This window comes from Citrobacter sp. JGM124, from assembly GCF_018257795.1.
Lineage (GTDB): Bacteria > Pseudomonadota > Gammaproteobacteria > Enterobacterales > Enterobacteriaceae > JGM124.
Map to the genome: position 1 here is coordinate 73,230 of NZ_JAERJD010000008.1, position 26,926 is coordinate 100,155.

Below are 26,926 nucleotides of genomic sequence, written 5' to 3' on the forward strand. Positions count from 1 at the left end.
ATGAGTTCGACCATCCTGAGTGAGAATAAAGGTGGCAATAATAAGAAAGCCATTTTGGCACGTTTTGCCCCGCTGATCTTTCTTGTATTGCTAATGGCGCTATTTACTTTACTGGCTCCACGTTTTCTCTCTTCAATCAATCTTTTTAACGTCGTTCGCCAGGTTTCTATCTACGGAATTATTGCTGTCGGCATGACCTTTATTATTTTAACTCGTGGCATTGATCTCTCTGTGGGTGCTATTGCTGCCCTTTCAGGGATGGTGGCAGCCGTAGTGGCTAAAGGGGGCATTGATGGTCAATTTATGTTGTTTGCTGATGGACAGGGCCTGGCCTGGCAGTGGGCTGCTTTAGCTGCGATTTTAACCGGTGGGCTGGCTGGTGCGCTACAAGGATTGATTATCGCACGGCTGGCGGTGCCAGCATTTGTCGTTACCTTAGGCGGTTTGACAGTTTTCCGTGGCCTGACGTTGCTTATCAGCAATGGTAGCCCTGTTAGTGGGTTCGATGATGCCCTGGGCTGGTGGGGGCGTGGCATGGTGGGGCCTGTTCCGGTACCTGTGATTGTGTTTGCCCTCGTCGCTATTATTGCTTCTATCACCCTGCATGTTACGCGTTATGGCCGCTCAATATATGCCATTGGCTCCAACCCTGAAGCAGCCCGACTTTGCGGGCTGAATGTTAAAGGCGTTATCACCAGTGTGTATGTTCTGACCGGTCTTCTGGCAGGATTGGGGGGATTTCTGCTCACTGCTCGCCTCAATTCTGCAGAGGCCGTCGCAGGAAACCAATATGAACTGTATGTGATAGCCGCCGTGGTTATTGGTGGTACTAGCCTGTATGGCGGTACTGGCAGTATTTGGGGAACAGTGATTGGCACTTTACTGATAGGTGTCTTGTTAAACGGGTTGGTTATTCTGAACATTTCGCCCTACATACAGCAGCTGTTGATTGGCTTCATTATTGTGGCCGCGGTGACATTTGATATCTTGATCAAGAGGCAAAAAAGATGAGTAGAGCCGTCTTCTTGATGGGAACCTCGATTACAGAGGCACCAAAAAAAACGTTATCTGCAGCCTCTTTATCTGCTGAATTTGATCAGGGGGCATTACGCTGGATACGCTGGCGGGGAATTGAAATTTTGCGTGGTGTGGCATTCTTGGTACGAACTCCTGGGTGGGGGACGCCAGAGCCACAGATTAGCGAATTATCAATTCAACAGAACGATGATGCTTTTAAGGTTCGCTATCAGGCACATTACGTCAATGGTGAGGAACAACTCACTGTTGATGTCTCTTTTGAAGGCCATAGTGAAGGTTTTTTGTCAGCAAGTGCTCGTATTGTGGCTGATACCCACTTTACGACCAACCGTACAGGATTCGTTGTTCTCTATCCCCTGGAGGGGGTTGTTGGTACTGCTGTTCAGGTGGAACATGCTGATGGGGAAAATACCAATATTGTTATCTCTGATGCTATTAGCCCGGGACAACCGATTTTCAACATTCATGCTATTACCCATCATCCTGTAGAAAATTTGTCGGTGGCGACCCGTTTTGAAGGCGATGTTTTTGAAGCGGAAGACCATCGCAACTGGTCTGATGCTTCTTTTAAAATATATAACCGGCCTATTGCTCTCCCACATCCTTACTCGTTACAGGCAGGGCAAGAGTTATTGCAGTCGGTCACGGTTCGGGTCAAGGACGATAATACTCGTCAGGATGATCATTGTGTCACCGATAATACCCGTGCAGCCCGTGTTGAAGTCGGGGCTGTAACCCGTCAATCAGTTCCCGTTATAGGGCTTGGGTTATCTGCTGATGCCAGTGCGGAAGCGCTGGATTATGCCGATCAATTGTCCCGCCTGGGGCCAATCCATTTTTTACTGCGCTATGATCCTACCACTCCGCATAATGCAGAACATCTACTGGCCGCAGGCCAGCTAGCGGCGACGACGAATCTGCCGATTGCATTGGAATTGTTACTCACAGCAAGCCATGATCCGGCAGAAGAGATAGGTTCTGTGGCGAAATTACTGCAAAAAGCCGAAATTTCGCCATTATCTGTCGCTATTTTCCCAAAAAATGACGAGCGCTCTTTCCAGCCTGGGGAGCTGCGTCCGCAATCACCTTCAGATGCGGATATTTACGCGGAGGCGAAAAAAGCCTTCCCTGATACGCCTGTTGGTGGTGGTAGCCCCGCTTTCTTTACTGAATTTAATCGCAAACGGCCCTCCCCGGGATCATTTGATTTCATTACTCATGCTACCGCCCCCACAGTACATGCAGCGGATGATGTGTCAGTTATCGAAACTTTGCAGTCTCTGCCCCACATCATTAAGTCGGCAAGGAAGATTATTCAGGGTGCTGATAAGCATGAAGAGCGTGTTTTTTATCGTATCGGGCCTGTTGGAATTGGTGCACGTTTAAATCCCTATGGAAATGGCCCTGTAGCTAACCCTGATTCAGCCCGAGTAGGGCTGGCCGCTAATGACCCTCGCCAGCGTGGTCTGTTTGCCGCCGCATGGCATGTTGGTTATGCCGCTATTGTCGCCAAATATGGTGTTGATGCCCTGATTATGGGGGCACCGACAGGGCCGTTTGGTGTGGTTTCAACACGACAGCCCTATCTCCGGGAATGGTGGGATGATCAAGAGGAAGGTCATGTCTATCCACTGTTTCATGTCGTCGCTGATTTGGCATCCGGGAGTAGTAAACCTCGCCTCGATACGACCTCAGACAGTGAACAACTGGCGGTCATTGGCTGGCTGGACGCGGGCCAGAATACGGTGCTGATTGCTAACCTGTCTGGCGAACCAGTGAAAGTAAATCTGGTTGATGTGGCGTGGGCACAGGTGAGATTGCTGGATGTGGAACACATTGAGATCGCGGTGTTATCCCCCCAAGTTTTCCGTCACAGCAGTGAAGTAAAAAACATCGAGAAAGGTATCGATTTGGATGCCTACGCCGTGGCCACAATCCGTTATCAGAGAAATTAGTTAATGACTTCAAAATTGAAAGGGGCTGTTGTGGGCTGTGGTTTCTTTGCCCAGAACCACTTGGCTGGCTGGAAGGACATTCAAGATGTTGAGATTGTGGCAGTCTGCGATCTGGATATTGAGAAAGCGAAAGCGGCAGCGACGAAATTTGGCATTGCGTATTATACCGATGATGTGAATGCCCTGTTCGCAACACAAACTCTGGATTTTGTCGATTTGCCAACCACGATGGAAACACATGAAAGCCTTGTGGGCGCAGCAGTCGAACAGAATATTCCGGTTATTGTGCAAAAACCTTTTGCTCCTGACTTTGAAGGATGTCGCCGCATGGTGGCGGCAGCGGCAGAGCGGAATGTGACACTGATGGTACATGAAGATTTTCGTTTTCAGAATGTCTTTAGGGCTGCAAAAAAAATTATCGACAGTGGGACATTAGGAAAACTGACCTTTGGCAGATTTTCATGGCGGACGGCTATCGATGTTTATTCAAACCAGCCTTATCTGATCAACGTAAAGCGTTTCATGATAATGGATGTCGGGATCCATTTACTGGATTTGGCCCGCTTTTTATTTGGCGAGGCTCAGGGGGTTTTTTGCCGTACCCAACAAATCAAAGAAGGGATCACAGGGGAAGATGCCGCGACCATTCTGCTTACCCATGACAATGGGGCAACAACAGTGCTTGATTTTAGCTATGCCTCCCGGCGTCATCCAGATCTCTTCCCACAAACGTTAGTGGAAATTGAAGGAACGTTGGGGACATTAACCATCGGTCCTAATCAGGTACTGACTGTCCATTCTGATGGCCAATCCAGAGAAGAGCAAATAACCCACGATTCGCACTCATGGACCTATGAACCCTGGACGCAGATCCAAGATAGTGTGGTGCATACCCAACGTCATTTTGTGGAAAGCTTGCGCCATAGCATTGAGCCAGAAACATCGGGTAGGGATAGCTTGCTGACATATGGGTTGCTTGAAGCAGCCTATCTATCAGCATCAACAGGACAGCAAGTTGTGCCAGAAAGAGACTGAGTCTTTAAGGGGATAATGATGGGGATAGACAATACTCGCCCATTAGGCAACACGGGATTACACCTACCTATTGTTGGCGTTGGAACATGTCCGTTGGGTGAATTATTTGAGGAAATAACCGATCAGGTGGCACAAGCCACTCTGGAAACTGCCTGGAATAATGGTATTCGGTTTTATGACACTGCTCCATGGTACGGTCGGGGTTTGGGGGAGCATCGAACAGGACAGTTTCTTTACCGAAAGGCTCGGGCTGATTATGTGTTGTCAACCAAGGTGGGACGACGTCTTATTGCTCCGCGTTCAAGGGCGACGTTTCAGACCGCCCCCTGGCAAGGGGGACTGGCTTTCGATCATGTTCACGATTATACCTACGGCGGCATTTTACGTTCTTATGAGGACAGCCTGCAGCGTTTAGGCATTAACAAAGTGGATATTCTCTATATCCATGATCTGGATACGGGCTATTTTCCCGATCAAAACGTGTTATCAGAAAAATTAAGCGAGTTGGAGTCTGGTGGTTTCAGGGCGCTGGAAGAGCTGAAAGCATCAGGTGAAATAGCTGCATTTGGGGCAGGAATTAATGAACCTGGGATGATTAACCGTTTTTTAGACCGATATCCGTTAGATCTCTTCTTAGTCGCGTCCCGCTACACTTTACTTGAACAAGACATTTATGCTGAAGAGCTGCTGAGGGCCCAACAACAAGGGGCCGGGATTATTATTGGCGGGGTATTTAACTCCGGTGTTTTGGCTACAGGTATTCATGATACAGCCCGTTATGACTATGGAAAGTTGCCGGATTCGGTGACCAGCAAAGTCAGAAAACTGCAATCTGTGGCTGATCAGTTTCATATTCCTCTTGCCGCTGCTGCATTGCAATTTCCACTGGGTTTCAGTGCGGTCACGAGTGTGTTGTATGGGCCATCTAAACCGACTGAAGTTACTCAAAACGTTGCTCATTTCAACTATCCCATACCGGCCGAATTTTGGCAGACACTAAGAGCGCAGGGATTAATAGCTGAACATATTCCATTGCCTGGCCTGCCGCTATAGATGTGTGTCAATATTTTTGCCAGAGGGCTATATGACTTATAAAACAATCATTTCCGCACATGAATTAGAGAAACATCTACATGATACCGATTGGGTTATTTTGGATGCACGTTTCACACTGGATGATGAAAACTGGGGGCTCAGTCAGTATCTGAATCGTCATATTCCAGGGGCCTACTATGCCAATTTAGCCTCTGATTTATCAGGTAATATTATTCCTGGTCGTACAGGCAGGCGTCCATTGCCACCGAGAGATAAATTCATCAATACACTTTCCCTGTGGGGAATAGGTCCTAATACACAAGTTGTGGTTTATGACGCGAGTGGTGGCCTAATGGCGGCTTCCAGAACATGGTGGATGTTACGTTGGCTTGGGCATGATGCCGTGGCAGTACTGGATGGCGGTTGGGGAGAATGGCTCAAATCAGGATACCCGACATCGAATGATATCCCTGTCCCGATTCCTGGATTATTTATAGCAAAAGAGCGCCCTGAACTTCAAGTCGATGTCGGGCTGGTGGATAGCGTTCGCCTTAATCCAGAGTGGGCGGTATTCGACTCCCGCTCTGAGGCAGGATTCCACGGTGGTGGGGTTTATCATGATGCAATTCGTGGACATATTGCAGGAGCCAGGCTGGCTGACCGTGCCAATACACTTAACAGCGATGGACTATTTCGTACCCCTGAAGAGTTACGCGCGCACTACACCGCTTTACTAGGAGATGTACCTGTTGAACGCACCATTTTTTACTGTGGTTCAGGTGTTACTGCAGCACAGAACCTCTTGGCATTGGCTTACGCGGGGCTGGGCGATGCCAGGCATTACGTTGGTTCCTGGAGTGAGTGGATTACCGACCCGTCCCGGGCGGTGGAACTGTAGCCGTTAGTCATTTCATGTTCATGCTGGCGACAGTGCCGGCGGGTGATTCTTCCGAGGGTATTTATGAGCAATATTATTGAAAAACTGTTTTCATTACAGGGAAAAGTTGTCTTGGTCTCTGGCGCGGGTGGAGCTATTGGCCGTGTGTTGAGTAAAGCACTGGCGGAAGCGGGAGCGACAGTAGCATTACATGATATCGACATTGATCGCCTGAAGCCGATTCAAGCCTCCATAGAGGCTGACGGGGGAAAAGCATTATCTATTGCGGCTGATTTAAGTGATGTTACAGCTTGCCGCCAATTGGTCGATACAGTGCATGACAAGTTGGGGCATATTGATGTGTTACTGACGAGTGCCGGGGTTAATCGTAGAAAACCGATCACTGAGGTCAGCGCTGATGATTTTGATGCCATTATTGATATAAACCTGCGTAGTGTTTATTTCTTGGGGCAAGCCGTCCAGCCTTATATGGCAAAACAAGGTGGCGGAAAGATTGTCAATATTAGCTCGTTAAGTGCGAAACATTCATTCAATACCATTTCAGTATACGCCGCCTCAAAAGCGGCTGTTAGCCAGTTAACCAAGTCTATGGCACGTGAGTGGGTTGATGACAATATCCAGGTAAATGCTATTGAACCAGGTTTTATTAAGACAGAGTTTACGCGGCCATTATGGGACGATGAGTATCGCTCAAAGTGGTTTCAGAATTTTATTCCTCAGGGACGTTTAGGGAATCCTGACGATTTGATTGGCGCAGTTCTCTTTTTAAGCTCTGCGGCGTCCACCTATTTGACTGGACAGGCGATTACTATTGATGGGGGCGTTTTATCGGGCTCCACATGGGTTAATCCCGAGCCTGAAAATGGCTAGTATTGTTCTTGGGGACGCGATGGCCAAGTTTTTGAATGAGTAATGGAATGCCATAGATTAATGGGTCTCAATAGCAATATTTGAGCCCCTTTATTTTTTGGATGGAGCGCCAGACTAGCTGCTGAATACCCTTACAGCAGTATGCGTAAACACACTCGCTAGATTTTTAAGCGTAAATGATCACTTGTGCTTGCCAGCGTTCAGTGGGCAAATCTTCCTGGAGCTGAATGATCCGATAGTAGGATGCCCCCTGTTCACTGGCTTTCAGGGCGATAACTTTTTCGACCTCAACAGGGCTGCCGACCATATCATTGACAGAAATGGTGCCAATTTCATTCAAACCGGTGACACAGTCTGCGGCAACATCTTCAGCAGACTGGGCGAGGGACGGCAGTAACCCCATAGAGGCGAGCAAGGTGGTTAAGGCATTTGATTGTTGCATTATCAGCTCCTTCAGACACATATCCCGAAAAACCCACTTATTGTGCACATTAAAAGATAGAGCTTTGAAAAAATATTTAAATATCAATAAATAACATTTATTCATTGTTGATAATAAAACAGATTTATCCGATAAAAAAAGCGTATTATCAACAGGGATGCTATTAAAAATAGCACGCAGTCTTACTACGGTTAATCCGACTATGTGTTTTATCATTATTCACAGGTGCGGATATCTGTAACTTGTTATTAACATCAATATGTTAACCCGTCAGGTATTATCCGGGGGCTCATTTCTTCCATTTCATGCCATCCTGGAATTATTATAGGCTGAATGGTCTTGTGGGGAGCATAAATGCCTGCTATTTGTTACCCCTGACACGTTTTTCAGCCAGTGAAAAATGAAAATTGCAAGCCAGATCTCATCTTGTTTGTCATTGACGGTGAGCCCTGATTTTTCTGACACTAAAGATTAAGGATTGCCCCTACATGATAGAGATTAATCTGGATAAGCTTGGCGGACGCGAGTTTTTACACGCCACCCCTTCAGGATTGCGGGATACTCCATTACCCACGGTGTTTTTCTACCATGGATTTCTTTCTTCAAAACTGGTCTATAGCTATTTTGCCGTCGCGCTTGCACAAGCGGGATTCAGGGTGATCATGCCTGATGCTGATCAACATGGTGCGCGTTTTAACGGTAACGAAAATCAGCGCCTTGGGCAGTTCTGGAATATCCTTAAAAGCAACATTGATGAGTTCTCACCGCTGCATCAATTAGTGACAGAAAAAGCATGGGTAGCAGATAAAAGAATTGCCGTGGCAGGGGCTTCAATGGGGGGAATGACGGCGCTGGGTATTATGGCACGGCATCCAGAGGTGCATGCTGTCGCCTGTCTGATGGGGTCGGGTTATTTTCCTTCATTAGCGCAGACGCTGTATCCGCCAGAACTTGAAGCAAAAGAACACGTGATCGCGGGCTTAGGGGCCTACGCTGTTGAACATCAGCTTGAGCATATAGGTAACCGCCCTCTGTTATTATGGCATGGCGAGGAGGATGATGTTGTGCCCGTTACTGAAACTGAGCGCCTGCAACAAGCCCTTGTCCGACAACAGCTTGATACTCATCTGACCTACTTATTAGAGCCAGGAGTCAGGCATCGTATTACCCCCCAGGCGCTGAACGCCACAACCCGATTTTTCACACACAATTTTTAGTTACCTGCCATGACAGGCAGAGAAGCGATGGCTTTTCAGTATGGCTGGGGCATTTTTTGCCCTGACCAGAGGCTTCGTTCACTTTTGCTCAGGGGTTATTTATCTTTGAATTCATTGGATTAAATATTATTTTATCTTTTGATTAGAATTAAACCCTTCAGGCCTTGAGTTTGTCCGGCGGTATAAGTATCATTACGCGTCAATTTTTCAGCCGCCTTTTAAACAACGTTCCTTGCTTCCATGGGCCGCGGCTGACCCTGACAGGAGGCTGAATAATCCGTAAGGAGCAATTCGATGCGTCATTACGAAATCGTTTTTATGGTCCATCCTGACCAGAGCGAACAGGTTCCGGGTATGATCGAACGTTACACTGGTGCAATCACTGCAGCAGAAGGTACGATCCACCGTCTGGAAGACTGGGGCCGCCGTCAGCTGGCTTACCCAATCAACAAACTGCACAAAGCTCACTACGTTCTGCTGAACGTTGAAGCGCCGCAGGAAGTGATTGATGAGCTGGAAACTAACTTCCGCTTCAACGACGCCGTTATCCGCAGCATGGTTATGCGCGTTAAGCACGCGGTTACCGAAGCATCTCCAATGGTTAAAGCGAAAGATGAACGCCGTGAGCGTCGTGATGATTTCGCTAGCGAAACCGCTGATGATGCAGATGCTGGGGATTCTGAAGAGTAATTCTGATGATGACCAACCGACTGATGTTGTCTGGCACTGTGTGCAAGACACCACTTCGTAAGGTCAGCCCCTCAGGAATTCCTCATTGTCAGTTCGTGCTTGAGCATCGTTCTGTACAAAAGGAAGCCGGTCTTAATCGGCAGGCGTGGTGCCGAATGCCAGTGATAGTTAGCGGGCAAGCGAACCAAGCCATTACTCACAGTATAACGGTCGGTGCGCAATTAGTTGTTCATGGCTTTATCAGTTGTCATCAGACAAAAAATGGCCTGAACAAAATGGTATTGCATGCCGAGCAGATTGAATTGATAGATTCTGGAGACTAGCCATATGGCACGTTATTTCCGTCGTCGCAAGTTCTGCCGTTTCACCGCGGAAGGCGTTCAAGAGATAGACTATAAAGATATCGCTACGCTGAAAAACTACATCACCGAAAGCGGTAAGATTGTCCCAAGCCGTATCACCGGTACCCGTGCTAAATATCAGCGTCAGCTGGCTCGCGCAATCAAACGCGCTCGCTACCTGTCTCTGCTGCCGTACACTGATCGCCATCAGTAATCGGTCACGGTCCATTAATACGACTTTGAGAGGATAAGGTAATGCAAGTTATTCTGCTTGATAAAGTAGCAAACCTGGGTAGCCTGGGTGATCAGGTTAACGTTAAAGCGGGTTATGCTCGTAACTTCTTAGTACCACAGGGTAAAGCTGTCCCGGCAACTAAGAAAAATGTTGAATTTTTCGAAACTCGTCGTGCTGAACTGGAAGCTAAACTGGCTGACGTTCTGGCTGCTGCCGAAGCACGTGCTGCGAAAATTACAGCACTGGAAACTGTCGTCATCACTTCTAAAGCTGGTGATGAAGGTAAATTGTTCGGTTCTATCGGTACACGTGATATCGCTGATGCAGTTACTGCAGCTGGCGCTGACGTTGCTAAGAGTGAAGTTCGCCTGCCGAACGGCGTTCTGCGCACTACCGGTGAGCACGAAGTGGACTTCCAGGTTCACAGCGAAGTATTCGCAAAACTGACCATCAACGTTGTTGCTGAATAATTAATTCTGCATATCGTTGTTAAACGCCAGCCTCGTGCTGGCGTTTTACTTTATAAAGTGCAACATCAACGGCTTAGTATAAAACTCCCATCTTGCTGGCGGATGAAATGGACTTGCTTGTTGTCTTTTTCATTTTCAATCGTCAGATCTGTGACCATACCTTCTTTATTTTCGCGAATGTGAACCGTTTGGCCCGCTTGCAGGTTACTCAGAGGTTTATCATTTCCTTCGACTTGAGCCATTGCATAGACGTCCGTCGGGGGTAAATTATTATCGCGAAAGAGCTGTGCCATCGTCTGCCCTGGTGCAATCTGGTAGGTACGCAAAGGGAGGGAGGTATCATTATCTTGCACGGGTGTCTCAGACCGTGACGTGGAGGAAGCCTCTGCGGCTGGTGAACTGTTACGTTCATTCTCACTGGCATTGTAAGACGGGACAACCAGGTTGGCCTGCAGTGGTTGTGCTGCCTGTGAGTCGAGTGAGATCACCTGTGGCTGAAGGCGCTGGGGCGATTTGGCCGGCCATAAGAAGCAAACCACAATCAACAGAGCGCAGGCAATAATTCCACGGCGATGAGCAGGAGGAAGTGGGTCCAGAATACGAAACTGTTCAGGTGCGTGCCAAATCTTTGTCAACCATGGCTTAACGGCGAATCCCATCGGTAACCCCCTCATGTCTACAGACGTTCATTGTATAACGCATGCTGCCTTATGCATTGGGAAATAGTCGGTTTTGAAGTGGCTAAATGCAGCCTGTTATTTTTATATAACATTGTTCCCGTTTTATTTGGATTTGTCACCTACGGGGCATTTGCATTTACCGGGCAGGTAGAACACTGTTATGCTTGCCCCTGATATTCAAACCTTATGAAAGGATAATCCATGACAACTCCTGCTTTTGACAGCGTTGAAGCACAAGCAAGCTACGGTATTGGTTTACAAATAGGCCAGCAACTCAGTGAATCCGGCTTAGAGGGTTTACTGCCAGAAGCGTTACTCGCTGGACTGACTGATGCATTAGAAGGCAATGCTCCTGTAGTCCCGGTGGATGTGGTTCACCGTGCTCTGCGTGAAGTGCATGAACGTGCTGATGCAGTTCGTCAGGAACGTCAAAAAGAGCTGGCTGTGGAAGGTCAGAAATACCTGGATGCTAACGCGCAACAAGAAGGTGTGAATAGCACTGAATCAGGCCTGCAATTTCGTGTACTGACCCAGGGTGACGGTGCTATTCCTGCTCGTACGGATCATGTCCGTGTCCATTATACGGGTAAACTGGTTGATGGGACGGTGTTTGACAGTTCTGTGCAGCGTGGCGAGCCAGCTGAATTCCCGGTTAATGGTGTTATTGCTGGCTGGATTGAAGCGCTGACATTAATGCCAGTGGGTTCCAAATGGGAACTGGCTATTCCTTACAACCTTGCTTACGGTGAACGTGGTGCGGGTGCCTCTATTCCACCATTCAGCACCCTGATTTTTGAAGTTGAACTGTTAGATATTTTATAATCACCAGCTGACAGTATTAAACGGCCCTATTGAGGGCCGTTTTTTTTGATTAAGTGATCTTCCTGTACGAATTGAGGGGGTATTCAGAGCAAGTCGAGAGGGTATTTAAACATGTTAAGCAAAGGGGCGACGCCGTCTGGTTTTCGATATTTTCTCCGGGCATGCAGGGTAAGTTTCATTGCAGTCTGTTGGGTTACATTCAGCCAACTGTGAGGCATCAATATTTTTATTATTTCTACTGTATCTTTCTAAGTTTATTCATCGATATTCAAAAAATAAAATTTTATTTTATAGTAAGATGCTTTTTTGGTGAAAGGCACAGTAATTTGTATGTGAAATGAGCATTTCATACTGGATTTATATAATAAATTAATATTATGGCGTTGTATAAGTATTCACGATTGTGATTTTTTCTTATTATTGTCAGAGTGTTATATGAGCAATATCAATAACGATAGCCACAACACAGGTAATAACAGCCGCTAAGATAATAATAGCGAGAGTAACCAGGACAAGGCATAAGAATATCAATAGCTATGGCTGTGCAGGCAGTCATGAACATAGTAGTCAGGGCACTGGAATCATTAATGATCATTGTCTTAACTACCATAAATACAGGCCAGAAGAGCCTGAATTCAGACAGGTACAGGAAAAATCTATGACAGAACAGGTAAAAAATGCAGAGCCTGAGAAGACTCAGCCTGAACAATCACTCCGGCGTAATCTGACCAACCGGCATATTCAGCTTATTGCTATTGGTGGTGCCATTGGTACCGGATTATTTATGGGATCGGGTAAAACCATCAGTCTTGCCGGGCCGTCGATTATTTTTGTTTATATGATAATCGGTTTTATGCTGTTCTTTGTTATGCGAGCAATGGGTGAGTTACTGCTTTCTAACCTTGAATATAAGTCTTTCAGCGATTTTGCTGCCGACTTACTGGGACCTTGGGCGGGTTATTTTACAGGCTGGACTTATTGGTTTTGCTGGGTTGTTACTGGAATGGCTGATGTGGTGGCGATCACCTCTTATGCCCAGTTTTGGTTTCCTGGATTATCAGACTGGGTGGCTTCGTTGGCAGTAATACTGTTACTGCTTGGCCTGAATCTGGTCACGGTAAAAATGTTTGGTGAGATGGAATTTTGGTTTGCTATGATCAAAATTGTCGCCATTGTTGCTTTGATCGTCATCGGTTTGGTGATGATTGCGATGCATTTCCATTCTCCATCAGGTGTTGAAGCCTCTTTCACTAATTTGTGGAATGATGGCGGTTGGTTTCCTAAAGGGCTCAGTGGCTTCTTTGCCGGCTTCCAGATAGCGATTTTTGCTTTTGTGGGTATTGAACTGGTTGGGACTACTGCGGCTGAGACTAAGGACCCAGAAAAATCATTACCACGGGCGATTAACTCAATTCCATTACGCATCATCATGTTCTACGTTTTTTCTCTGATAATTATTATGTCTGTAACACCATGGAGCTCCGTGGTACCAGAGAAAAGCCCATTTGTTGAGTTATTTGTCCTTGTGGGCTTGCCTGCGGCGGCAAGTATTATCAATTTCGTGGTACTGACTTCAGCCGCATCTTCAGCGAACAGTGGTATTTTCTCTACCAGCCGTATGCTCTATGGCCTCGCCCAGGACGGTGTGGCCCCTAAAGCTTTTGCTAAACTCTCTAAACGGGCCGTCCCGGCGAAGGGGTTAACTTTCTCTTGTATGTGTCTGTTAGGTGGGGTGGTGATGTTGTATGTAAACCCTAACGTTATCTCTGCGTTTACAATGATAACCACCGTTTCCGCGATTCTGTTTATGTTTGTCTGGACTATCATCCTCTGCTCCTATTTAGCTTACCGTAAACGCAGCCCACAATTGCACCAGAACTCCATCTTTAAGATGCCACTGGGTAAACTGATGTGCTGGGTTTGTATCACGTTTTTTGCTGCGGTTGTGGTACTGCTGACGTTGGAACAGGATACGCGTGAAGCACTTATGGTGACGCCGTTGTGGTTCGTACTGCTAGGGATTGGTTGGTTCTTTTTGTCGAAAAGAACATCAGCAAAATAAGCAAGATAACGACAGGCCGCTAATCAGCCTGTCGCCACAATCCATACACAGAGCAGGAGAGATTAACTCTCCTGCTTTTTTTATGTTTCTGATGCTGGGGTGACGTGCGGTTTTTCGGGTTTAGAACTGATTGCCAGTACCACGCCGATGATCAAGCAGAAAATGCCTGTCATGGTTAATAGTGGCGGCCAGCTTTGACGCAGCATAAAAGCATAAGCCAGACCAGTAAGTATTTCGAATACCATTAACGGCCCGGCAATCACGGTAGGCAGACGCTGGCAAGCAATATTCCAGCACAGATTACCGACCCAGGAGCAGAGAATGGCTATTGCTAACATGAGACCCACAAAGATGAATGGTCGAGGGCCAAAAGGCAACGCAAAGTTACTGTTATCCTGAGCTGTCCAGAGGCAGACCACAATATAACCAATCAGTGATAAAGGCAGTGTCGACAGTCCCTGAGCTGTTGCCCACATCATCGGGTTTTTATCCTGATTTTCACGTAGCCAGCGGGCATTGCGCAGGGCATACCATGCCCAGCAGACCACCGCAATCATGGCAAGAAGAATGCCACTCACATAGCGCCACCAGCTAAAGTTGAGTGGCTCATGGCGCAATTCAGCAATATTTACCATGATTAAACCGGCTGCAATCACCACCAGTGATGGTGTGAGGCGACGCCAGGGCAATTTACCATCTTGTTTGCTATACAGCAGATTCGCAAAGATAGGTATTACCACAGGAAGCGTGCCAATAATCATGGTCGAAATAGGCGCGCCAGTACGTTGAATCGCACTGGCGAGACAAAGGTAATAGACAAGGTTACCGAAGGTGGAAAGTTTCAGAGCGGTAAGCCAGTCGCTGAGGGTGAGTGTCCGCAAACGCCGGCGTCCCAGCCAGGCAATAGGGACAGCAATAAGCCCCAGAGCCAGATAGCGGCCGGTAGCCTGCAAAGCGGCGGAGTAATCCGGCACTATCATGGGGCCAACAAAAATCAACCCCCACATGATCCCGGCCAGTAGGGCATATAACACGCCAGTCAACATTTTCTCATCCTACAGAGTCACAATATAACGCCAGTGTAGGGGGCTTAACGACAGCGGTATTGTACCAGGTTGCTCTTTTACCTGCTTCTTACTTGTTTTTGGTAACGAACCGGTGTAATGCCATAGCGTAAGGTAAAGGCTCTGGTCAGGTGGGCTTGATCTGTCAGTCTGCAGCGGGCAGCCACTTCAGCTGCAGGGATGCCCCGAGTCAGAAACTGTTTGGCATACCAAAGACGAATGGCCATCAGCATTTGGTGTGGGGTGACATGGTAGTGAGCCTTAAACTGGCGTTGAAAGTGGTACGGGCTCAGGCAGACTTGTGCCGCGAGTTGATCCAGCGTGATGTTATGCATGTAGTTATCATAGAGGTACTCTCGTACTCGCATAAACCGGTGTGCTGCATCTGGAGCTTTGCCCGGCGAGTGGCAAGCATAAGGACGGAAGGTGTCGACTAAATTAAGGAGCAACCCCTGTTGTGTCAGGGTGTCTGATGCCTGCCATAATTCACCGATCAGTCTGGCAACGCGTTGCGCCCCCGAGACATGATGATTGACGGCAGAATTAAACCACCAGTTATGTTCACCGGTAAGTGATTCCAGAAAATCAGGTTCCAGGTAAATCATACGATACTGCCAGCCATGCTCACTGGCAGATTCACCGGTGTGCAGCTCATCAGGGTTCATTAATACTAATGAGTTGACCGGCGCGACTAATTGTTCACCGCGGTAGCGAAATCGTTCCGCCCCCAGCGTGATAGCCCCAATACCAAAAGCCTCATGGGTATGAGGCTCGAAAGCATATTTCGTTATATGGGCGTGATAGAGCTCAACGCCATCCAACTGCGGGAGGTGTCGGAATTGAGCCCTGTCGCGTTCATCATGAAAAGAGGCGGGAACGCCTTGCACTGTATTTCTCCAGTTCGGTTATCCCCCACATTATAGATAAGTCTGTGGGGAGAACCAGAAATTAGCCACCGTTCAGTGCTACCAGAGCTTTTTTAACGCTGATACTGAGTGCCTCAGTCGGATGACCAATTAACTGACTAAGCTGACGTTGCCCATCAAATAGTCCACCTTTGGAAGCACCAATATCGGAATCTGCCAGCATTGCGGCCAGCCCTTCAGGCAAGCCGGCACTGAGTAACGCAGCCTTGAAGTCAGCCTCACTCAGGTTCTGGTAATGAAGTGGGGTACCGGTTTGTCGACTGATTTCAGCAACCAGCTCTGTCAGGGTCCAGGCATCATCACCGGCCAGTTCGTAAACTTTACCGTTCTGGTTGTCCAGAGTCAGGACACTGGCGGCGGCTGCCGCATAATCCGCCCGTGGTGCAGCAGCAATTTTACCCTCGCCAGCGCTGCCAATGAAGACACCGTGTTGCAGTGCCGGAGGCAGAGAGGCGAGGTAGTTTTCGCTATACCAGCCGTTACGCAACAGTACAAAAGGAATGCCTGACTCACTGAGCAGTTGCTCTGTTGCCACATGTTCTGCTGCCAGTCCGAGTGGGGAGTTGGTTGCATGGAGTAAACTGGTATAGGCAATCAGTTTCACACCAGCCTTTTTAGCTGCTTCAATCACGTGGCGATGCTGTGCTACGCGTTGACCAACTTCACTGGAAGAGATAAGCAGGACTTTTTCAACGCCAGAGAATGCCGCCGTGAGTGCGGCCACATCATTGTAATCTGCAGTGCGGACTTGCACGCCTGCCTGTGCAAGGTCACTCACCCTGGCTGGATTACGTACCACCGCAACCAGTTCTTCGGCAGGGACTTTTGTTAATAACTGTTCAATAACCAGTCGGCCTAATTGGCCGGATGCACCTGTGATGGCTAGCATAGGAATTCTCCTGCGTGATGTTTTAACAATGTTGTGTCACACTATCATCATAGCTAACTTTTAGTAAGTACGTACAAAAAGGTAAGTATGAATGCGTGATCTCACTACCGGCGTTCGTCTGTTGTCTGAGCAACAGCGTGATGGAGACTTATTCTCAGCTCGTTGCCCCTCTCGGGATGTTTTGAAACACGTTACTAGCCGTTGGGGGGTGTTAATTTTGATAGCCTTACAACGGGGGACTCATCGTTTTAGTGAGTTAAGACGCAAGATGGGTGGGGTCAGTGAAAAAATGCTGGCCCAAACGCTACAGTGGCTAGAAGCAGATGGTTTTGTTGTGCGTCACGCCTATCCAGTGGTCCCCCCGCACGTTGAATATACCTTAACGCCATTAGGCGTTGAGATAGCAGAAAAAGTTGAAGCGTTAGCAGACTGGATAGAGATCAACTTGCCACGGGTTGAGGCTTCCCGCAGCCAGTAAAATGTCTGATGGTTTTTTATACCTGTGGTTATTCGGCTTTTTTTCGCTGCTGTTTAAGGTGGTTTTTTCCTGCCATTTCAACCAGACGTATAAAAGTAGGGCACTCCATATGGGAAGATGCCGGGCAGTCTGCCACGTGTCGTAAAGTATCACGCAGGGCTATCAGCTTGTGGATTTGCTGGTCTATCTGATCCGCTTTTTGATGCAACATTACCCGGGGTAGTTCTGGTGTTCCCCTGTCAGAAAACATACTGGCTATTTCTTCCAGTGAGAAACCTGCTGACTTTCCCATCATGATAAGTTTAATCTGCAACAGTACTTCTTGTGGAAACTGCCGTCGTAGGCCGAGGCGTGAACTTGAGGAGATCAGTCCCACCTTTTCATAATAGCGGAGAGCGGAAGGTTTCACGCCCGTTTGGGCAGTGACTTCACCAATATCGAGAAATTTCATACTTGACCTGAAGTTGACTTTAACTCGTATCATGCGCTCCACCTCCACTTCAGGCAAGAGAGAAACAGAATGCAGCAGTCTGAATTACCATCAGCAGCAACAGGGCAGGCGGGGATCACAACCACACTGGCGTTATCCATGTTACTGGCTTCGCTTGGAACCAGTATTGCCAATATTGCGTTACCCACATTAGGTAGCGTCTTTTCAGCCCCTTTTGTTCAAGTCCAGGCTGTTGTGGTTGCCTATTTGGCCGCATTGACTATTACGGTGGTGGTTGCAGGGCGGTCAGGTGACCGTCATGGGTTAAAACCGATGTTGATCATTGGGCTTATTATTTTTGGTCTGTCTTCGCTGCTTTGTGGTGTGGCTACAAATCTGTGGTTGTTAGTGGGTGCTCGCACACTTCAGGGGGTTGGTGCCGCATTTCTAATGACGCTCTCGATGGCTCTGGCTCGTCAAACCGCAGGGCCTGATCGTATTGGACGAGCGATGGGGTTACTCGGCACAGTTTCTGCGTTAGGTATGGCACTTGGTCCTTCTCTTGGAGGCGTACTGATTGAACTGACGGGGTGGCGAAGTCTCTTTGTACTGCAGTGCCTGTTGGCAGGTATTGCCTTTATCTTTGCTGTTGTAACATTACCAGGTGGTTATGGGAAAAATCGAGTTGCTGCTGCCAGTTTATGGTCGGTACTGAACAAACGACTGATACCGAGCCTTGTTCTGAATTTGTTAGTGTTCGCCATCATGATGACCACGCTATTGGTTGGGCCTTACTTTCTGAGTCTGGGCCTGATGCTGCCAGCCGCCCTGGTGGGTATGATCATGGCGATAGGGCCCGTTATTTCCATTGTCAGTGGAGTGCCTTCTGGTCGGTTGGTTGATACCTGGGGAAGTGCGCCGGTGATGCTGTCCGGGCTGATTCTGTTAACCCTGGGTGCCTGTCTGTTCGCTTTCCTTCCCAATATGGCAGGGGTTACCGGCTATATACTGGCGATTGTGGTTCTGACTCCCGGCTACCAGTTATTTCAGGCCGCCAATAATACCACGACCTTAACGGATGTACCGAAGAACCAGCAAGGTACGGTATCTGGATTACTGAACCTTTCACGTAACATCGGTTTGATTATTGGTGCATCCGGAATGGGGGCACTCTTTTCTTATGGTGCAGGAACGTCTGAATTTGCTCAGGCCAGTGGCTCCTCTATTGCTGCAGGAATGCAGCTGACCTTCCTGGCTGCGGTGGTTATGATGATTTGTGCCATCCTGGTCGCCAAAATCACCCGGCGAGTTTGATCCTTCGTGCCGCGCCCCTTAAAAAAGGGGCGATGGTGAGGGCGGGAAGTTGTCAGGTTTATTGATATCTATCGTCGGTGCTACCGTCATATCCTGCGAAGGTTCGTTTTAGAGCCGGGATAGATGAAACCAAAAAACCGTGTACCGACACCACATGATGCCACTTTCCGGCAGTTCCTGAAGCTACCTGAGATAGCCCGTGATTTTATGGAGCTTCACCTGCCAGCGGAACTCTGCGCCATCTGTGATTTTACGACCTTAACGCTACTGAATGGTTCTTTTGTTGAAGAGAGCCTGCGGCAGTATTTCAGCGATGTGCTCTACAGTATGAAAACGACGAATGGGGGGGAGGGTTATATCCATGTGCTGATTGAGCATCAGTCCAGTCCTGATAAGCATATGGCTTTTCGTATGGTACGTTACGCTGTGGCCGCCATGCAGAGCCATCTCGATGCGGGGCATCGGCAACTACCGCTCGTTATTCCTGTTTTATTTTATACTGGTAAGCGGACACCTTACCCCTATTCGACAAACTGGCTACAAGAGTTTTCTGATCCGGAACTGGCGAAAAGGCTTTATAGCAGTGATTTTCCTCTCGTGGATATCACTGTTATTCCCGATGACGATATTATGCTCCATCGCAGTATGGCGGCTTTAACGCTGTTGCAGAAGCATATTCGCCAGCGTAATCTGGCAGTACTGATAGATCGGCTGGCGACATTACTGCTGGCCGGGCACCTGGCTTCAACCCAAGTGGTAGCATTGATCAATTACATTGTTTTGGCCGGTGACACCGCGGATGCCGAAGCCTTTATTCGCGAGCTGGCACTACGGATACCACAACATAAGGAAGAACTGATGACAATTGCACAACAGCTTGAGCAAAATGGAATAAAAAAAGGTATTGCGTTAGGGGAACAGAGTGGCATCCAGAGAGGGAAGCTGGAAGGCAAGCTGGATGTCGCCCGGGCAATGTTGAAACATGGGATTGATGGTGCATCTGTTATGCACATGACCGGGTTGAGTGAGGCAGACTTAGTTCGGTTGAATGACTGAAAAACGTCAGTGTTGTTGTTCATCCAGATGTTGCTTATTAAGCATGGATTACAACACAATAGATTATAAATAAGACAATTTTTTCGATATGTAGTACTGGGACATGACTTGAGGTGGAAAATGCTGGATAAAATTTGCCAACTGGCGCGGGAAGCAGGCGCTGCAATTATGCAGGTCTATGAAGGGAAGTTACCCCTTGAATCCGTTAAAAAATCGGATGATACCCCTGTTACCGCAGCGGATATTGCTGCCCATGGCATCATCGTGAAAGGCTTACAAGCCCTGACGCCAGATATTCCGGTCTTGTCAGAAGAAGATCCACAGGACTGGGCTACCCGACAACACTGGCAACGCTATTGGTTGGTTGATCCTCTGGACGGCACAAAAGAATTCCTCAACCGTAACGGTGAGTTTACCGTTAATATTGCCCTCATCGATAAGGGGGCGGCTGTACTTGGTGTAGTTTATGCCCCGGTACTGGATATCATGTATGCAGCTGCTGAAGGTAAAGCCTGGAAGGAAATGGATGGGCTTCGTTACGCGATTCAGACAGCTAATGCTTATCCACCCGCTGTGGTTGTGAGCCGCTCTCATAGTGACGGTGAACTGAAAGAATACTTGCAGCAGTTGGGTGAGCACCATACCACGGCGGTTGGTTCCTCACTTAAGTTTTGCCTGGTTGCTGATGGGCAAGCCCAGCTTTATCCCCGTTTTGGGCCTACGAATATCTGGGATACGGCTGCAGGCCATGCGGTCGCAGTGGCTGCTGGTGCTCAAGTGCATGACTGGGAAGGTCGGGTACTCGATTATACCCCCCGAGAGTCCTTCCTCAATCCAGGCTTTCGCGTAACAGTTTACTGATTCACCAGCGCAGCAGGCTTGCTGTCTGCTGCGTCCCTTATCCCAGTGTATTCCCCTTCCTTTACGTCTGCTTTATTCCTTACATGGGTGACTGAACTTGATGGCAGTTGCAGCACTCTAATGATCCAACGCTCTTTTCTCGGAGCCGTTTGTTCGGTATTACAACGCTTATTCCGTAATAAACCCGCATTTTTTACACGGTGTTTCGTTGTGATGAGTTTTTACTTTTTGTCATCGTTAAGTAAAAAAACTTATACATACTCGATGCAGATTTGTTTCTGAACTATAGTTCTTACGCATCAAATTTTTCGTCTCATTTCGTTGGACCAAGTGTGGTATCGCGGAGACGACACTATTGCAGGAGAGAAAGAAAAATGAAAATTTTCCAACGCTACAATCCCCTCCAGGTGGCTAAGTACGTGAAGATCCTGTTTCGTGGACGGTTGTATATCAAGGACGTCGGAGCATTTGAATTTGATAAAGGGAAAATCCTTACCCCAAGGATCAAGGATAAGCAGCACTTTTCAGTGATGTCTGAAGTTAACCGTCAGGTGACGAGAATGCAGGCTGAGGCGATATAAACAAATTGCGGAAAAGAGGAAGGCATGATTTTCCTCTGGTTCAACGGCCCGTTACGGGCCGTTTCTCTTCAGATTACTGAATAAAAAGGTGATGTTTTATCATCTTTGACAGCAATTATTCCTGACTGGCAGGCAGGTCTGGGATCTTGGGAGTTATCGAGGGCATTTTAGTATCAATACGCGTGACCAGTAGCTGGTCAATGCGGTAGTTATCAATATCAACAACTTCAAACTTATAGCCTGCAAGTAGTACGGAATCAGTACGCTTTGGTATTTTCCGCAGCATAAACATCATGAACCCGCCAATGGTTTCATAGTTACCGGATTGCGGGAATTCATCGATATCCAGTACGCGCATCACATCCTCGATGGGGGTACCACCTTCAATAAGCCATGAGTGTTCATCACGGGCAACAATCTGCTCTTCCATCCCCTGGCCGACTAAATCCCCCATCAGTGTGGTCATAACATCGTTTAGTGTGATGATCCCGACCACTAAAGCGTACTCATTCATAATGACGGCAAAATCCTCACCCGCACTTTTAAAGCTTTCAAGGGCTTCAGAGAGTGTCAGTGTGTCAGGCACAATCAGGGCATTACGCAGCTGTACCCCGCTGTTAAGCGCCATACTTTGATTGCCCAGTACACGGTTCAGTAAGTCTTTAGAATCAACATAGCCAACGATATGGTCGATATCACCATTACAGACTAAAAACTTTGAATGGGAGTGTTCAGAAATAGTGGCTTTCAGGCTCTGCTCATCAGCATGTAAATCAAACCAGATTACGTTTTCACGTGATGTCATTGATGAAGGCACCGTGCGTGATTCTAGTTCAAATACATTTTCGATGAGTTCATGCTCTTGTTTACGGAGTACACCCGCCAACGCACCTGCTTCCACCACGGCGTAAATATCATCCGAAGTGATATCGTCTTTTCTGACCATAGGGAGTTTGAAAAGACGAAATATCGAATTTGCCAGCCCATTGAAAACCCAAACCAACGGTTTAAATATGTACAGACAGAAACGCATTGGATTGATGATACGAAGGGCAATAGCTTCAGGTGCAATCATTGCAATGCGTTTTGGGGTCAGGTCGGCAAACAGGATAAAAAGACTGGTCACTACAGTGAAGGATAAAATAAAACTGAGTTGTTCTGACAGCTCAGGGGACAAGAAACGCTCAAGCAGTACTTGGAATGCAGGTGAAAAAGCCGCGTCACCAATAATACCGCCCAGAATCGCCACGGCGTTCAGGCCAATCTGTACTACGGTGAAAAAGGTTCCTGGTGTTTCCTGAATTTTAAGCACATGCATGGCATTGATATTGCCTTCATCAGCCAGGAGTTTAAGTTTTATTTTGCGGGATGCCGCGAGAGAAATCTCTGAAACGGAGAAAAAGGCACTGATAGCAATAAGAATAAGTATTATCAAAATACTGTTTAACATAATTTATCTGACTGTTGTGGTCAGATCCTCTGGAGGGTAATTTATAACGGACAGGTGAAAAGATATCGAACAACAACGAGTGATATCAAAACGATAATTGTAGCGCTGGTAGTATAGCCTAAAGTTTTGACAGGCCGCCAGAGGTCATCGACGATGTTTTTTTCTCCAGTCCATTATTTCAGTATCTCCGTTATTGCATGAAAGCATTCGCCATGTCAGGCACGTGTTTAATGATTATCTGCCGCCGCCTCATTATTCGCCCAGTCTTCAATTAACGTCTGGTACAGCTGTTGGGCATCGACCAGCTTACTGATATGGCAATATTCATCGGTTTGGTGTGCCTGGCTTGGTTCACCTGGGCCGAGAATAATGCAAGGAGGGTGGCCGATAGCTGCCAGCAGTAATGAAGCATCGGTAAAGTAGGGGACAATTCGGGGCTGCAGAGGTTCCTGGTGTAATCGCTGGCAGCGGGCCATGACCTGCTGGATCCAGGGATGTTGGTTACTGGTTAATACTGCGGGCAAGTCTATCAGCGTTTCGAGGCTCACATCATTGCCCAGCTCTTCAGCCAGGCGCTGGCGAATACGTTTATGCTCAAGATTAGGTGCTGTGCGAATATCCACATCAAAATGGGTATGATCGGGGACGGAGTTAATATTAAGCCCTCCTTGAATGCACCCGACATTTAAGGTCGGGTGTTTCATCAGCGGGTGCGCCTCTCCGACGCTAAAATGACGAATTTTATTAATGGCATCACTGGCTAAATAGATAGCATTAATGCCCAGTTCTGGCATGGCCCCATGGGCGGTTTTTCCTTGGGTGGTGGCCCGTAACCAGAGTGCCCCTTTGTGGCCAATCACTGGGTAATTGGCTGTTGGCTCGCCCACAATCAAAGCAGCAACTTGAGGGAGTTCTGAACCGCCAAGCAGGGCGCGAACGCCATCACATCCCGTCTCCTCGCCGCCCGTGAGTATCAGCACGATGCCACTGCTTTGCGTGCGGATCATCGTCTTGCAAGCCACACAGGCCAATATAAAGGCGGCAATTGCGGCCTTCATATCGCTACTACCTCGTCCATAAAGACGGTCATCAATCGTCTGACTACCAAAGGGATCGTACTGCCATGGCTGATTCCCTAATGGCACCGTATCTATATGCCCGGTAAACGCTAACGGGAGACCCGGTTTTTCCCCCGGTAAATGGGCTATCAGATTACTGCGTTGTTCACTAAATTCTATTTGCCTGACCACAAAGCCCTGCTGCTTTAACCAATTCGCCAGAAAGTCCATGCAGGCTGTTTCGTTACCTGGTGGATTTATCGTATTAAAGCTCAGTAGTTGCTGGGTCAGTGTAACGCACGGGGATTGTGATGGCATACAAATCTCTCTCAGTCAGAGTGATAGTGGGCTAACCGATTGTCGGATACAGAGTTCAGTAGCAAAATCTCGCTGTTCAACGGGCTGGCTGCGGGCACCAATATGCTGGAGTAATAAGGCTGCCGCCGCGCGTCCCATTTCTCTCCCCGGCTGACGTACCGTGGTCAGCTGCGGTTGTAACAGTCGAGCTTCGGGGATATCGTCAAAGCCGCTGACGCTTATTTCCTTTGGTACGTTTATGTTGAGCTCCTGACAGCGGTGAATAAAACCAATCGCCATCAAGTCATTGGCACACAGTACTGCTGTTGGACGTTCATCTTTAGGTAATGAGGTCAGATAATCCGCAGCTTGCCGTCCGGATGCTTCGGTGTAATCACCCCGTACCAATGGCACGGCATCAGGTTCAATATTGGCACCAATAAAGGCCTCCCGGAAACCCGCCTGACGCTGTTCACTGGTCCACAATCCTTGGGGGCCACTCACAATAGCCAGCTTGCGATGATTTTGGGCAAGAATATATTGTGCCAGAGAACGAGCGCCAATTAGATTTTGTGAACTGACAAAGGGGATATCCACCCCAGGTAAACACTCATCGACAAACACGACAGATCCTTTCTGCGCGAGAGCCAGCAGTGACTGACTTGGTAAGCCGCTACCCGAAAGGTAGATAACGCCATTCAGCCGCTGGGTCCGCAGTACTTTGGCATAGTATTCTTCTCGTTGCATATCTGACCCGGTAAGGCAGAGAACGAGTAAGCAATCCACTTGGTCAAGTACACTATGGATACCTTCGGCGATATCCACAAAAAAAGCGTTACTCAAATCGGGGACAATAAAACCCACGGAAGATAAACGTTGATGCTTTAATCCCCTGGCGGCACTGTTTGGTTCAAAGTTTAACTCGGCAATACAGCGTAATACGTGATCACGGGTATTCTCTGCAACCGGGCGACCACTGTTATTGATAACAGCACTCACCGTTCCCACAGAGACTTTGGCAAGTTGAGCCACATCACGGATGGTCGGGCGGCGTATTGCCGCACTTCTGGTAACGCCATCAACCATGTTTGATATCCCTATTATTTATTAATGTGAGGCGCGATATCTCGACCATCGACGTGCTTTCGCTGATGAACGCCAGGGCGTGATAACGTACTCAAATAAAATGACTAACAGAAAACTGACTACTCCCAACACTGCCAGCAGGCCTATCGCAGAAAAGGTACCTGCGGTATTAAGGCGAGAGTTGGCCTGCAGTAAATAAGCACCTAAACCCCCGCTAGTGGATGCGGTCCACTCTCCAATAACTGCCCCTGTGACACTGAAGGTGGCGGACAGTTTAAGGGCTGAAAACAGAGGTGTATAGGTCGCGGGCAATTTCACATAACGGAAGATACTCAAGCGGGAGCCCCCCATCGATTTAACCAGGTTAAGCATGTCACGATCCACGGCACTCAAACCATCCAGAACATTGACGACCACCGGGAAAAATACCACCAGGGCGACAATCACCAGTTTGGGGGCCAAACCAAAACCAAGCCAAATCGTTAAGGCTGCCGAGATAGCGATGACGGGCACGGCCTGGCTGGCAATCAGAATGGGGTATAACACGCTACGTGTAAGGGGAGTGGAATCCATCAGCACGGCAAAAGTGAATCCTGCTCCGGCACCAAGCACAAACCCCATTAAAAATGTGATGAAAGTGCTTTGAAAGCCCAGCCAGAGTACTGGCCAGTCAGATAATATATGTTGCCAGGTCATTTCTGGTGAGGGCAACACATAGGGTGGGATTTGATAAATACGTACCGCCAGATCCCAGATAGCCAGTACGAGCAAGAATGCCAGAATTGGGCCGCCAATCGACAGCATTAGTTTTCTATTTTTATCCATTTATCGGTGACTCCTGAGCAGCATGATCGTTATAAATCAGATCCAGAATTTGGCGTTTTAAAAGGGTAAAGCTGCTGCTGGTCAGGCTCGACAACAGCCTGGGACGCGGGAGATCAACAGGTAAGATCTGTTGGACACGTCCAGGCCTGGGAGACATGACCACGACTCGGTCAGCCAGATAAATAGCTTCATCAATATCATGAGTGACAAAAATAACGGTGCTCTGCTGCTCGGCCCAGACCGTCAACAGCCACTGCTGCATGGATAAACGGGTCTGTGAATCCAGAGCACCAAAAGGTTCATCCAGTAACATTACATCGGGTTTCATCGCCAGTGTTCGCATGAGCGCGACGCGCTGACGCATTCCCCCGGATAAGGAGGCCGGATAGTGATCGATAAATTCGCCCAGCCCATATCGTTCTGCCAATACCGCTCCTTCTTTACGCTGTGCATGGCTCACGCTACCCCTTAAACGAGCGCCTAATACGATGTTGTCGATAACGGTCATCCAGGGGAGGAGTAGATCTTTCTGCAACATATACCCCACATGACCACTTTTTCCGGTAACGTCGTGTCCATCTATCAGTATCTGACCACTGTCAGGGGATAACACACCGGAAATTAAATTAAACAGGGTACTTTTGCCACAACCCGAAGGGCCGACAATACAGATGAATTCACCTCTGGCGACGGTCAAATCAGTAGCGGCAAGGGCCGTCATTGCCCCAAAATTTTTGCTAACTTTTTGAATCGCAAGCTTAGGAACAGACATGGCGTATCCTTATTCATTTCTATAATGGCAGCGGTTATAACGGTGAATG

29 protein-coding genes are annotated in these 26,926 nt (G+C 48.0%); 18 read left to right on the forward strand and 11 right to left on the reverse strand.

Annotated elements, in window-relative coordinates:
* The 6 genes from JK154_RS12350 to JK154_RS12375 all read left to right on the forward strand — a co-directional run bounded on the left by JK154_RS12350 (window position 1) and on the right by JK154_RS12375 (window position 6,831).
* Window positions 1–1,011: an ABC transporter permease gene (locus JK154_RS12350; RefSeq protein ID WP_249215904.1), complete on the forward strand. Its 1,011-nt coding sequence runs from the start codon at window positions 1–3 to the stop codon at window positions 1,009–1,011.
* Window positions 1,008–2,993 carry a hypothetical protein gene (locus tag JK154_RS12355; RefSeq protein ID WP_211992851.1) on the forward strand — a complete coding sequence of 662 codons (1,986 nt, stop codon included), beginning with the start codon at window positions 1,008–1,010 and terminating at the stop codon, window positions 2,991–2,993. Before JK154_RS12350 ends, JK154_RS12355 begins: the two co-directional genes overlap by 4 nt.
* Before the next feature lie 3 nt (window positions 2,994–2,996).
* Window positions 2,997–4,028 (forward strand): Gfo/Idh/MocA family oxidoreductase, encoded by a 1,032-nt coding sequence (locus JK154_RS12360; protein WP_211992852.1) that lies wholly within the window; start codon window positions 2,997–2,999, stop codon window positions 4,026–4,028.
* Window positions 4,029–4,043: 15 nt separating this feature from the next.
* Window positions 4,044–5,081, forward strand: coding sequence for an aldo/keto reductase (locus JK154_RS12365; RefSeq protein WP_211992853.1), 1,038 nt, complete (start codon window positions 4,044–4,046; stop codon window positions 5,079–5,081).
* A gap of 31 nt (window positions 5,082–5,112) precedes the next feature.
* A complete protein-coding gene (locus tag JK154_RS12370; RefSeq protein ID WP_211992854.1) occupies window positions 5,113–5,961 on the forward strand; it encodes a sulfurtransferase in 849 nt (282 codons plus the stop codon).
* A 63-nt stretch (window positions 5,962–6,024) separates the two neighbouring features.
* Entirely contained in the window at window positions 6,025–6,831 is an 807-nt protein-coding gene (locus tag JK154_RS12375) for a glucose 1-dehydrogenase (RefSeq protein WP_211992855.1), read from the forward strand.
* A 166-nt stretch (window positions 6,832–6,997) separates the two neighbouring features.
* Here JK154_RS12375 and JK154_RS12380 read toward each other — a convergent pair whose 3' ends face one another.
* Window positions 6,998–7,273 (reverse strand): YdgH/BhsA/McbA-like domain containing protein, encoded by a 276-nt coding sequence (locus tag JK154_RS12380; protein WP_211992856.1) that lies wholly within the window; start codon window positions 7,271–7,273, stop codon window positions 6,998–7,000.
* A gap of 488 nt (window positions 7,274–7,761) precedes the next feature.
* On the opposite strand from JK154_RS12380, the gene yjfP reads away from it, so the two are divergent.
* From yjfP to rplI, 5 genes are all read left to right on the forward strand, one after another.
* Window positions 7,762–8,490, forward strand: coding sequence for an esterase (gene yjfP, locus JK154_RS12385; RefSeq protein WP_211992857.1), 729 nt, complete (start codon window positions 7,762–7,764; stop codon window positions 8,488–8,490).
* A gap of 294 nt (window positions 8,491–8,784) precedes the next feature.
* The gene (gene rpsF / locus JK154_RS12390; RefSeq protein ID WP_121266840.1) at window positions 8,785–9,180 is read left to right on the forward strand and encodes a 30S ribosomal protein S6; all 396 of its coding nucleotides are present in this window, start codon (window positions 8,785–8,787) and stop codon (window positions 9,178–9,180) included.
* Window positions 9,181–9,188: 8 nt separating this feature from the next.
* A complete protein-coding gene (priB, locus tag JK154_RS12395; protein WP_211993040.1) occupies window positions 9,189–9,503 on the forward strand; it encodes a primosomal replication protein N in 315 nt (104 codons plus the stop codon).
* A gap of 4 nt (window positions 9,504–9,507) precedes the next feature.
* Complete coding sequence (rpsR, locus tag JK154_RS12400; protein WP_000135199.1) at window positions 9,508–9,735, forward strand: 30S ribosomal protein S18; 228 nt, start codon at window positions 9,508–9,510, stop codon at window positions 9,733–9,735.
* A gap of 41 nt (window positions 9,736–9,776) precedes the next feature.
* The gene (gene rplI, locus JK154_RS12405) at window positions 9,777–10,226 is read left to right on the forward strand and encodes a 50S ribosomal protein L9 (protein ID WP_211992858.1); all 450 of its coding nucleotides are present in this window, start codon (window positions 9,777–9,779) and stop codon (window positions 10,224–10,226) included.
* Window positions 10,227–10,291: 65 nt separating this feature from the next.
* Here rplI and JK154_RS12410 read toward each other — a convergent pair whose 3' ends face one another.
* Complete coding sequence (locus tag JK154_RS12410) at window positions 10,292–10,885, reverse strand: LysM-like peptidoglycan-binding domain-containing protein (RefSeq protein WP_211992859.1); 594 nt, start codon at window positions 10,883–10,885, stop codon at window positions 10,292–10,294.
* Window positions 10,886–11,107: 222 nt separating this feature from the next.
* Between JK154_RS12410 and fklB the strand changes: the two genes are divergently transcribed.
* Window positions 11,108–11,728: an FKBP-type peptidyl-prolyl cis-trans isomerase gene (gene fklB, locus JK154_RS12415; protein ID WP_211992860.1), complete on the forward strand. Its 621-nt coding sequence runs from the start codon at window positions 11,108–11,110 to the stop codon at window positions 11,726–11,728.
* A 658-nt stretch (window positions 11,729–12,386) separates the two neighbouring features.
* Complete coding sequence (gene cycA, locus JK154_RS12420) at window positions 12,387–13,790, forward strand: D-serine/D-alanine/glycine transporter (RefSeq protein ID WP_211992861.1); 1,404 nt, start codon at window positions 12,387–12,389, stop codon at window positions 13,788–13,790.
* A gap of 80 nt (window positions 13,791–13,870) precedes the next feature.
* On the opposite strand, the gene JK154_RS12425 is transcribed toward cycA, so the two are convergent.
* The 3 genes from JK154_RS12425 to JK154_RS12435 all read right to left on the reverse strand — a co-directional run bounded on the left by JK154_RS12425 (window position 13,871) and on the right by JK154_RS12435 (window position 16,669).
* Entirely contained in the window at window positions 13,871–14,836 is a 966-nt protein-coding gene (locus JK154_RS12425; protein WP_211992862.1) for a DMT family transporter, read from the reverse strand.
* A 77-nt stretch (window positions 14,837–14,913) separates the two neighbouring features.
* Window positions 14,914–15,741 (reverse strand): AraC family transcriptional regulator, encoded by an 828-nt coding sequence (locus tag JK154_RS12430; RefSeq protein WP_211992863.1) that lies wholly within the window; start codon window positions 15,739–15,741, stop codon window positions 14,914–14,916.
* A gap of 61 nt (window positions 15,742–15,802) precedes the next feature.
* Entirely contained in the window at window positions 15,803–16,669 is an 867-nt protein-coding gene (locus tag JK154_RS12435; protein WP_211992864.1) for an SDR family oxidoreductase, read from the reverse strand.
* Window positions 16,670–16,760: 91 nt separating this feature from the next.
* On the opposite strand from JK154_RS12435, the gene JK154_RS12440 reads away from it, so the two are divergent.
* Window positions 16,761–17,147, forward strand: coding sequence for a helix-turn-helix domain-containing protein (locus tag JK154_RS12440; protein ID WP_211992865.1), 387 nt, complete (start codon window positions 16,761–16,763; stop codon window positions 17,145–17,147).
* A 28-nt stretch (window positions 17,148–17,175) separates the two neighbouring features.
* Here JK154_RS12440 and JK154_RS12445 read toward each other — a convergent pair whose 3' ends face one another.
* Window positions 17,176–17,598, reverse strand: a complete 423-nt coding sequence (locus JK154_RS12445) for a helix-turn-helix domain-containing protein (RefSeq protein WP_211992866.1) — start codon at window positions 17,596–17,598, stop codon at window positions 17,176–17,178.
* A gap of 69 nt (window positions 17,599–17,667) precedes the next feature.
* On the opposite strand from JK154_RS12445, the gene JK154_RS12450 reads away from it, so the two are divergent.
* The 4 genes from JK154_RS12450 to JK154_RS12465 all read left to right on the forward strand — a co-directional run bounded on the left by JK154_RS12450 (window position 17,668) and on the right by JK154_RS12465 (window position 21,389).
* On the forward strand, window positions 17,668–18,891 hold the full coding sequence (locus tag JK154_RS12450; RefSeq protein WP_211992867.1) for an MFS transporter: 1,224 nt from the start codon (window positions 17,668–17,670) through the stop codon (window positions 18,889–18,891).
* A gap of 123 nt (window positions 18,892–19,014) precedes the next feature.
* Window positions 19,015–19,947: an Rpn family recombination-promoting nuclease/putative transposase gene (locus JK154_RS12455; RefSeq protein WP_211992868.1), complete on the forward strand. Its 933-nt coding sequence runs from the start codon at window positions 19,015–19,017 to the stop codon at window positions 19,945–19,947.
* Between the two features lie 120 nt (window positions 19,948–20,067).
* Window positions 20,068–20,808: a 3'(2'),5'-bisphosphate nucleotidase CysQ gene (cysQ, locus tag JK154_RS12460; RefSeq protein WP_211992869.1), complete on the forward strand. Its 741-nt coding sequence runs from the start codon at window positions 20,068–20,070 to the stop codon at window positions 20,806–20,808.
* A 374-nt stretch (window positions 20,809–21,182) separates the two neighbouring features.
* Window positions 21,183–21,389 (forward strand): DUF1107 domain-containing protein, encoded by a 207-nt coding sequence (locus tag JK154_RS12465; protein ID WP_211992870.1) that lies wholly within the window; start codon window positions 21,183–21,185, stop codon window positions 21,387–21,389.
* Window positions 21,390–21,504: 115 nt separating this feature from the next.
* On the opposite strand, the gene JK154_RS12470 is transcribed toward JK154_RS12465, so the two are convergent.
* The 5 genes from JK154_RS12470 to JK154_RS12490 form a co-directional block, all read right to left on the reverse strand.
* Window positions 21,505–22,839: a hemolysin family protein gene (locus JK154_RS12470; protein ID WP_211992871.1), complete on the reverse strand. Its 1,335-nt coding sequence runs from the start codon at window positions 22,837–22,839 to the stop codon at window positions 21,505–21,507.
* A 227-nt stretch (window positions 22,840–23,066) separates the two neighbouring features.
* Window positions 23,067–24,215: a M20 family metallopeptidase gene (locus JK154_RS12475; protein ID WP_211992872.1), complete on the reverse strand. Its 1,149-nt coding sequence runs from the start codon at window positions 24,213–24,215 to the stop codon at window positions 23,067–23,069.
* A gap of 15 nt (window positions 24,216–24,230) precedes the next feature.
* A complete protein-coding gene (locus JK154_RS12480) occupies window positions 24,231–25,280 on the reverse strand; it encodes a LacI family DNA-binding transcriptional regulator (RefSeq protein WP_211992873.1) in 1,050 nt (349 codons plus the stop codon).
* Window positions 25,281–25,301: 21 nt separating this feature from the next.
* Complete coding sequence (locus JK154_RS12485) at window positions 25,302–26,105, reverse strand: ABC transporter permease (protein ID WP_211992874.1); 804 nt, start codon at window positions 26,103–26,105, stop codon at window positions 25,302–25,304.
* Window positions 26,098–26,877 (reverse strand): ABC transporter ATP-binding protein, encoded by a 780-nt coding sequence (locus JK154_RS12490; RefSeq protein ID WP_211992875.1) that lies wholly within the window; start codon window positions 26,875–26,877, stop codon window positions 26,098–26,100. The genes JK154_RS12485 and JK154_RS12490 overlap by 8 nt, the downstream gene beginning before the upstream one ends.
* Window positions 26,878–26,926 lie beyond the last annotated feature (49 nt).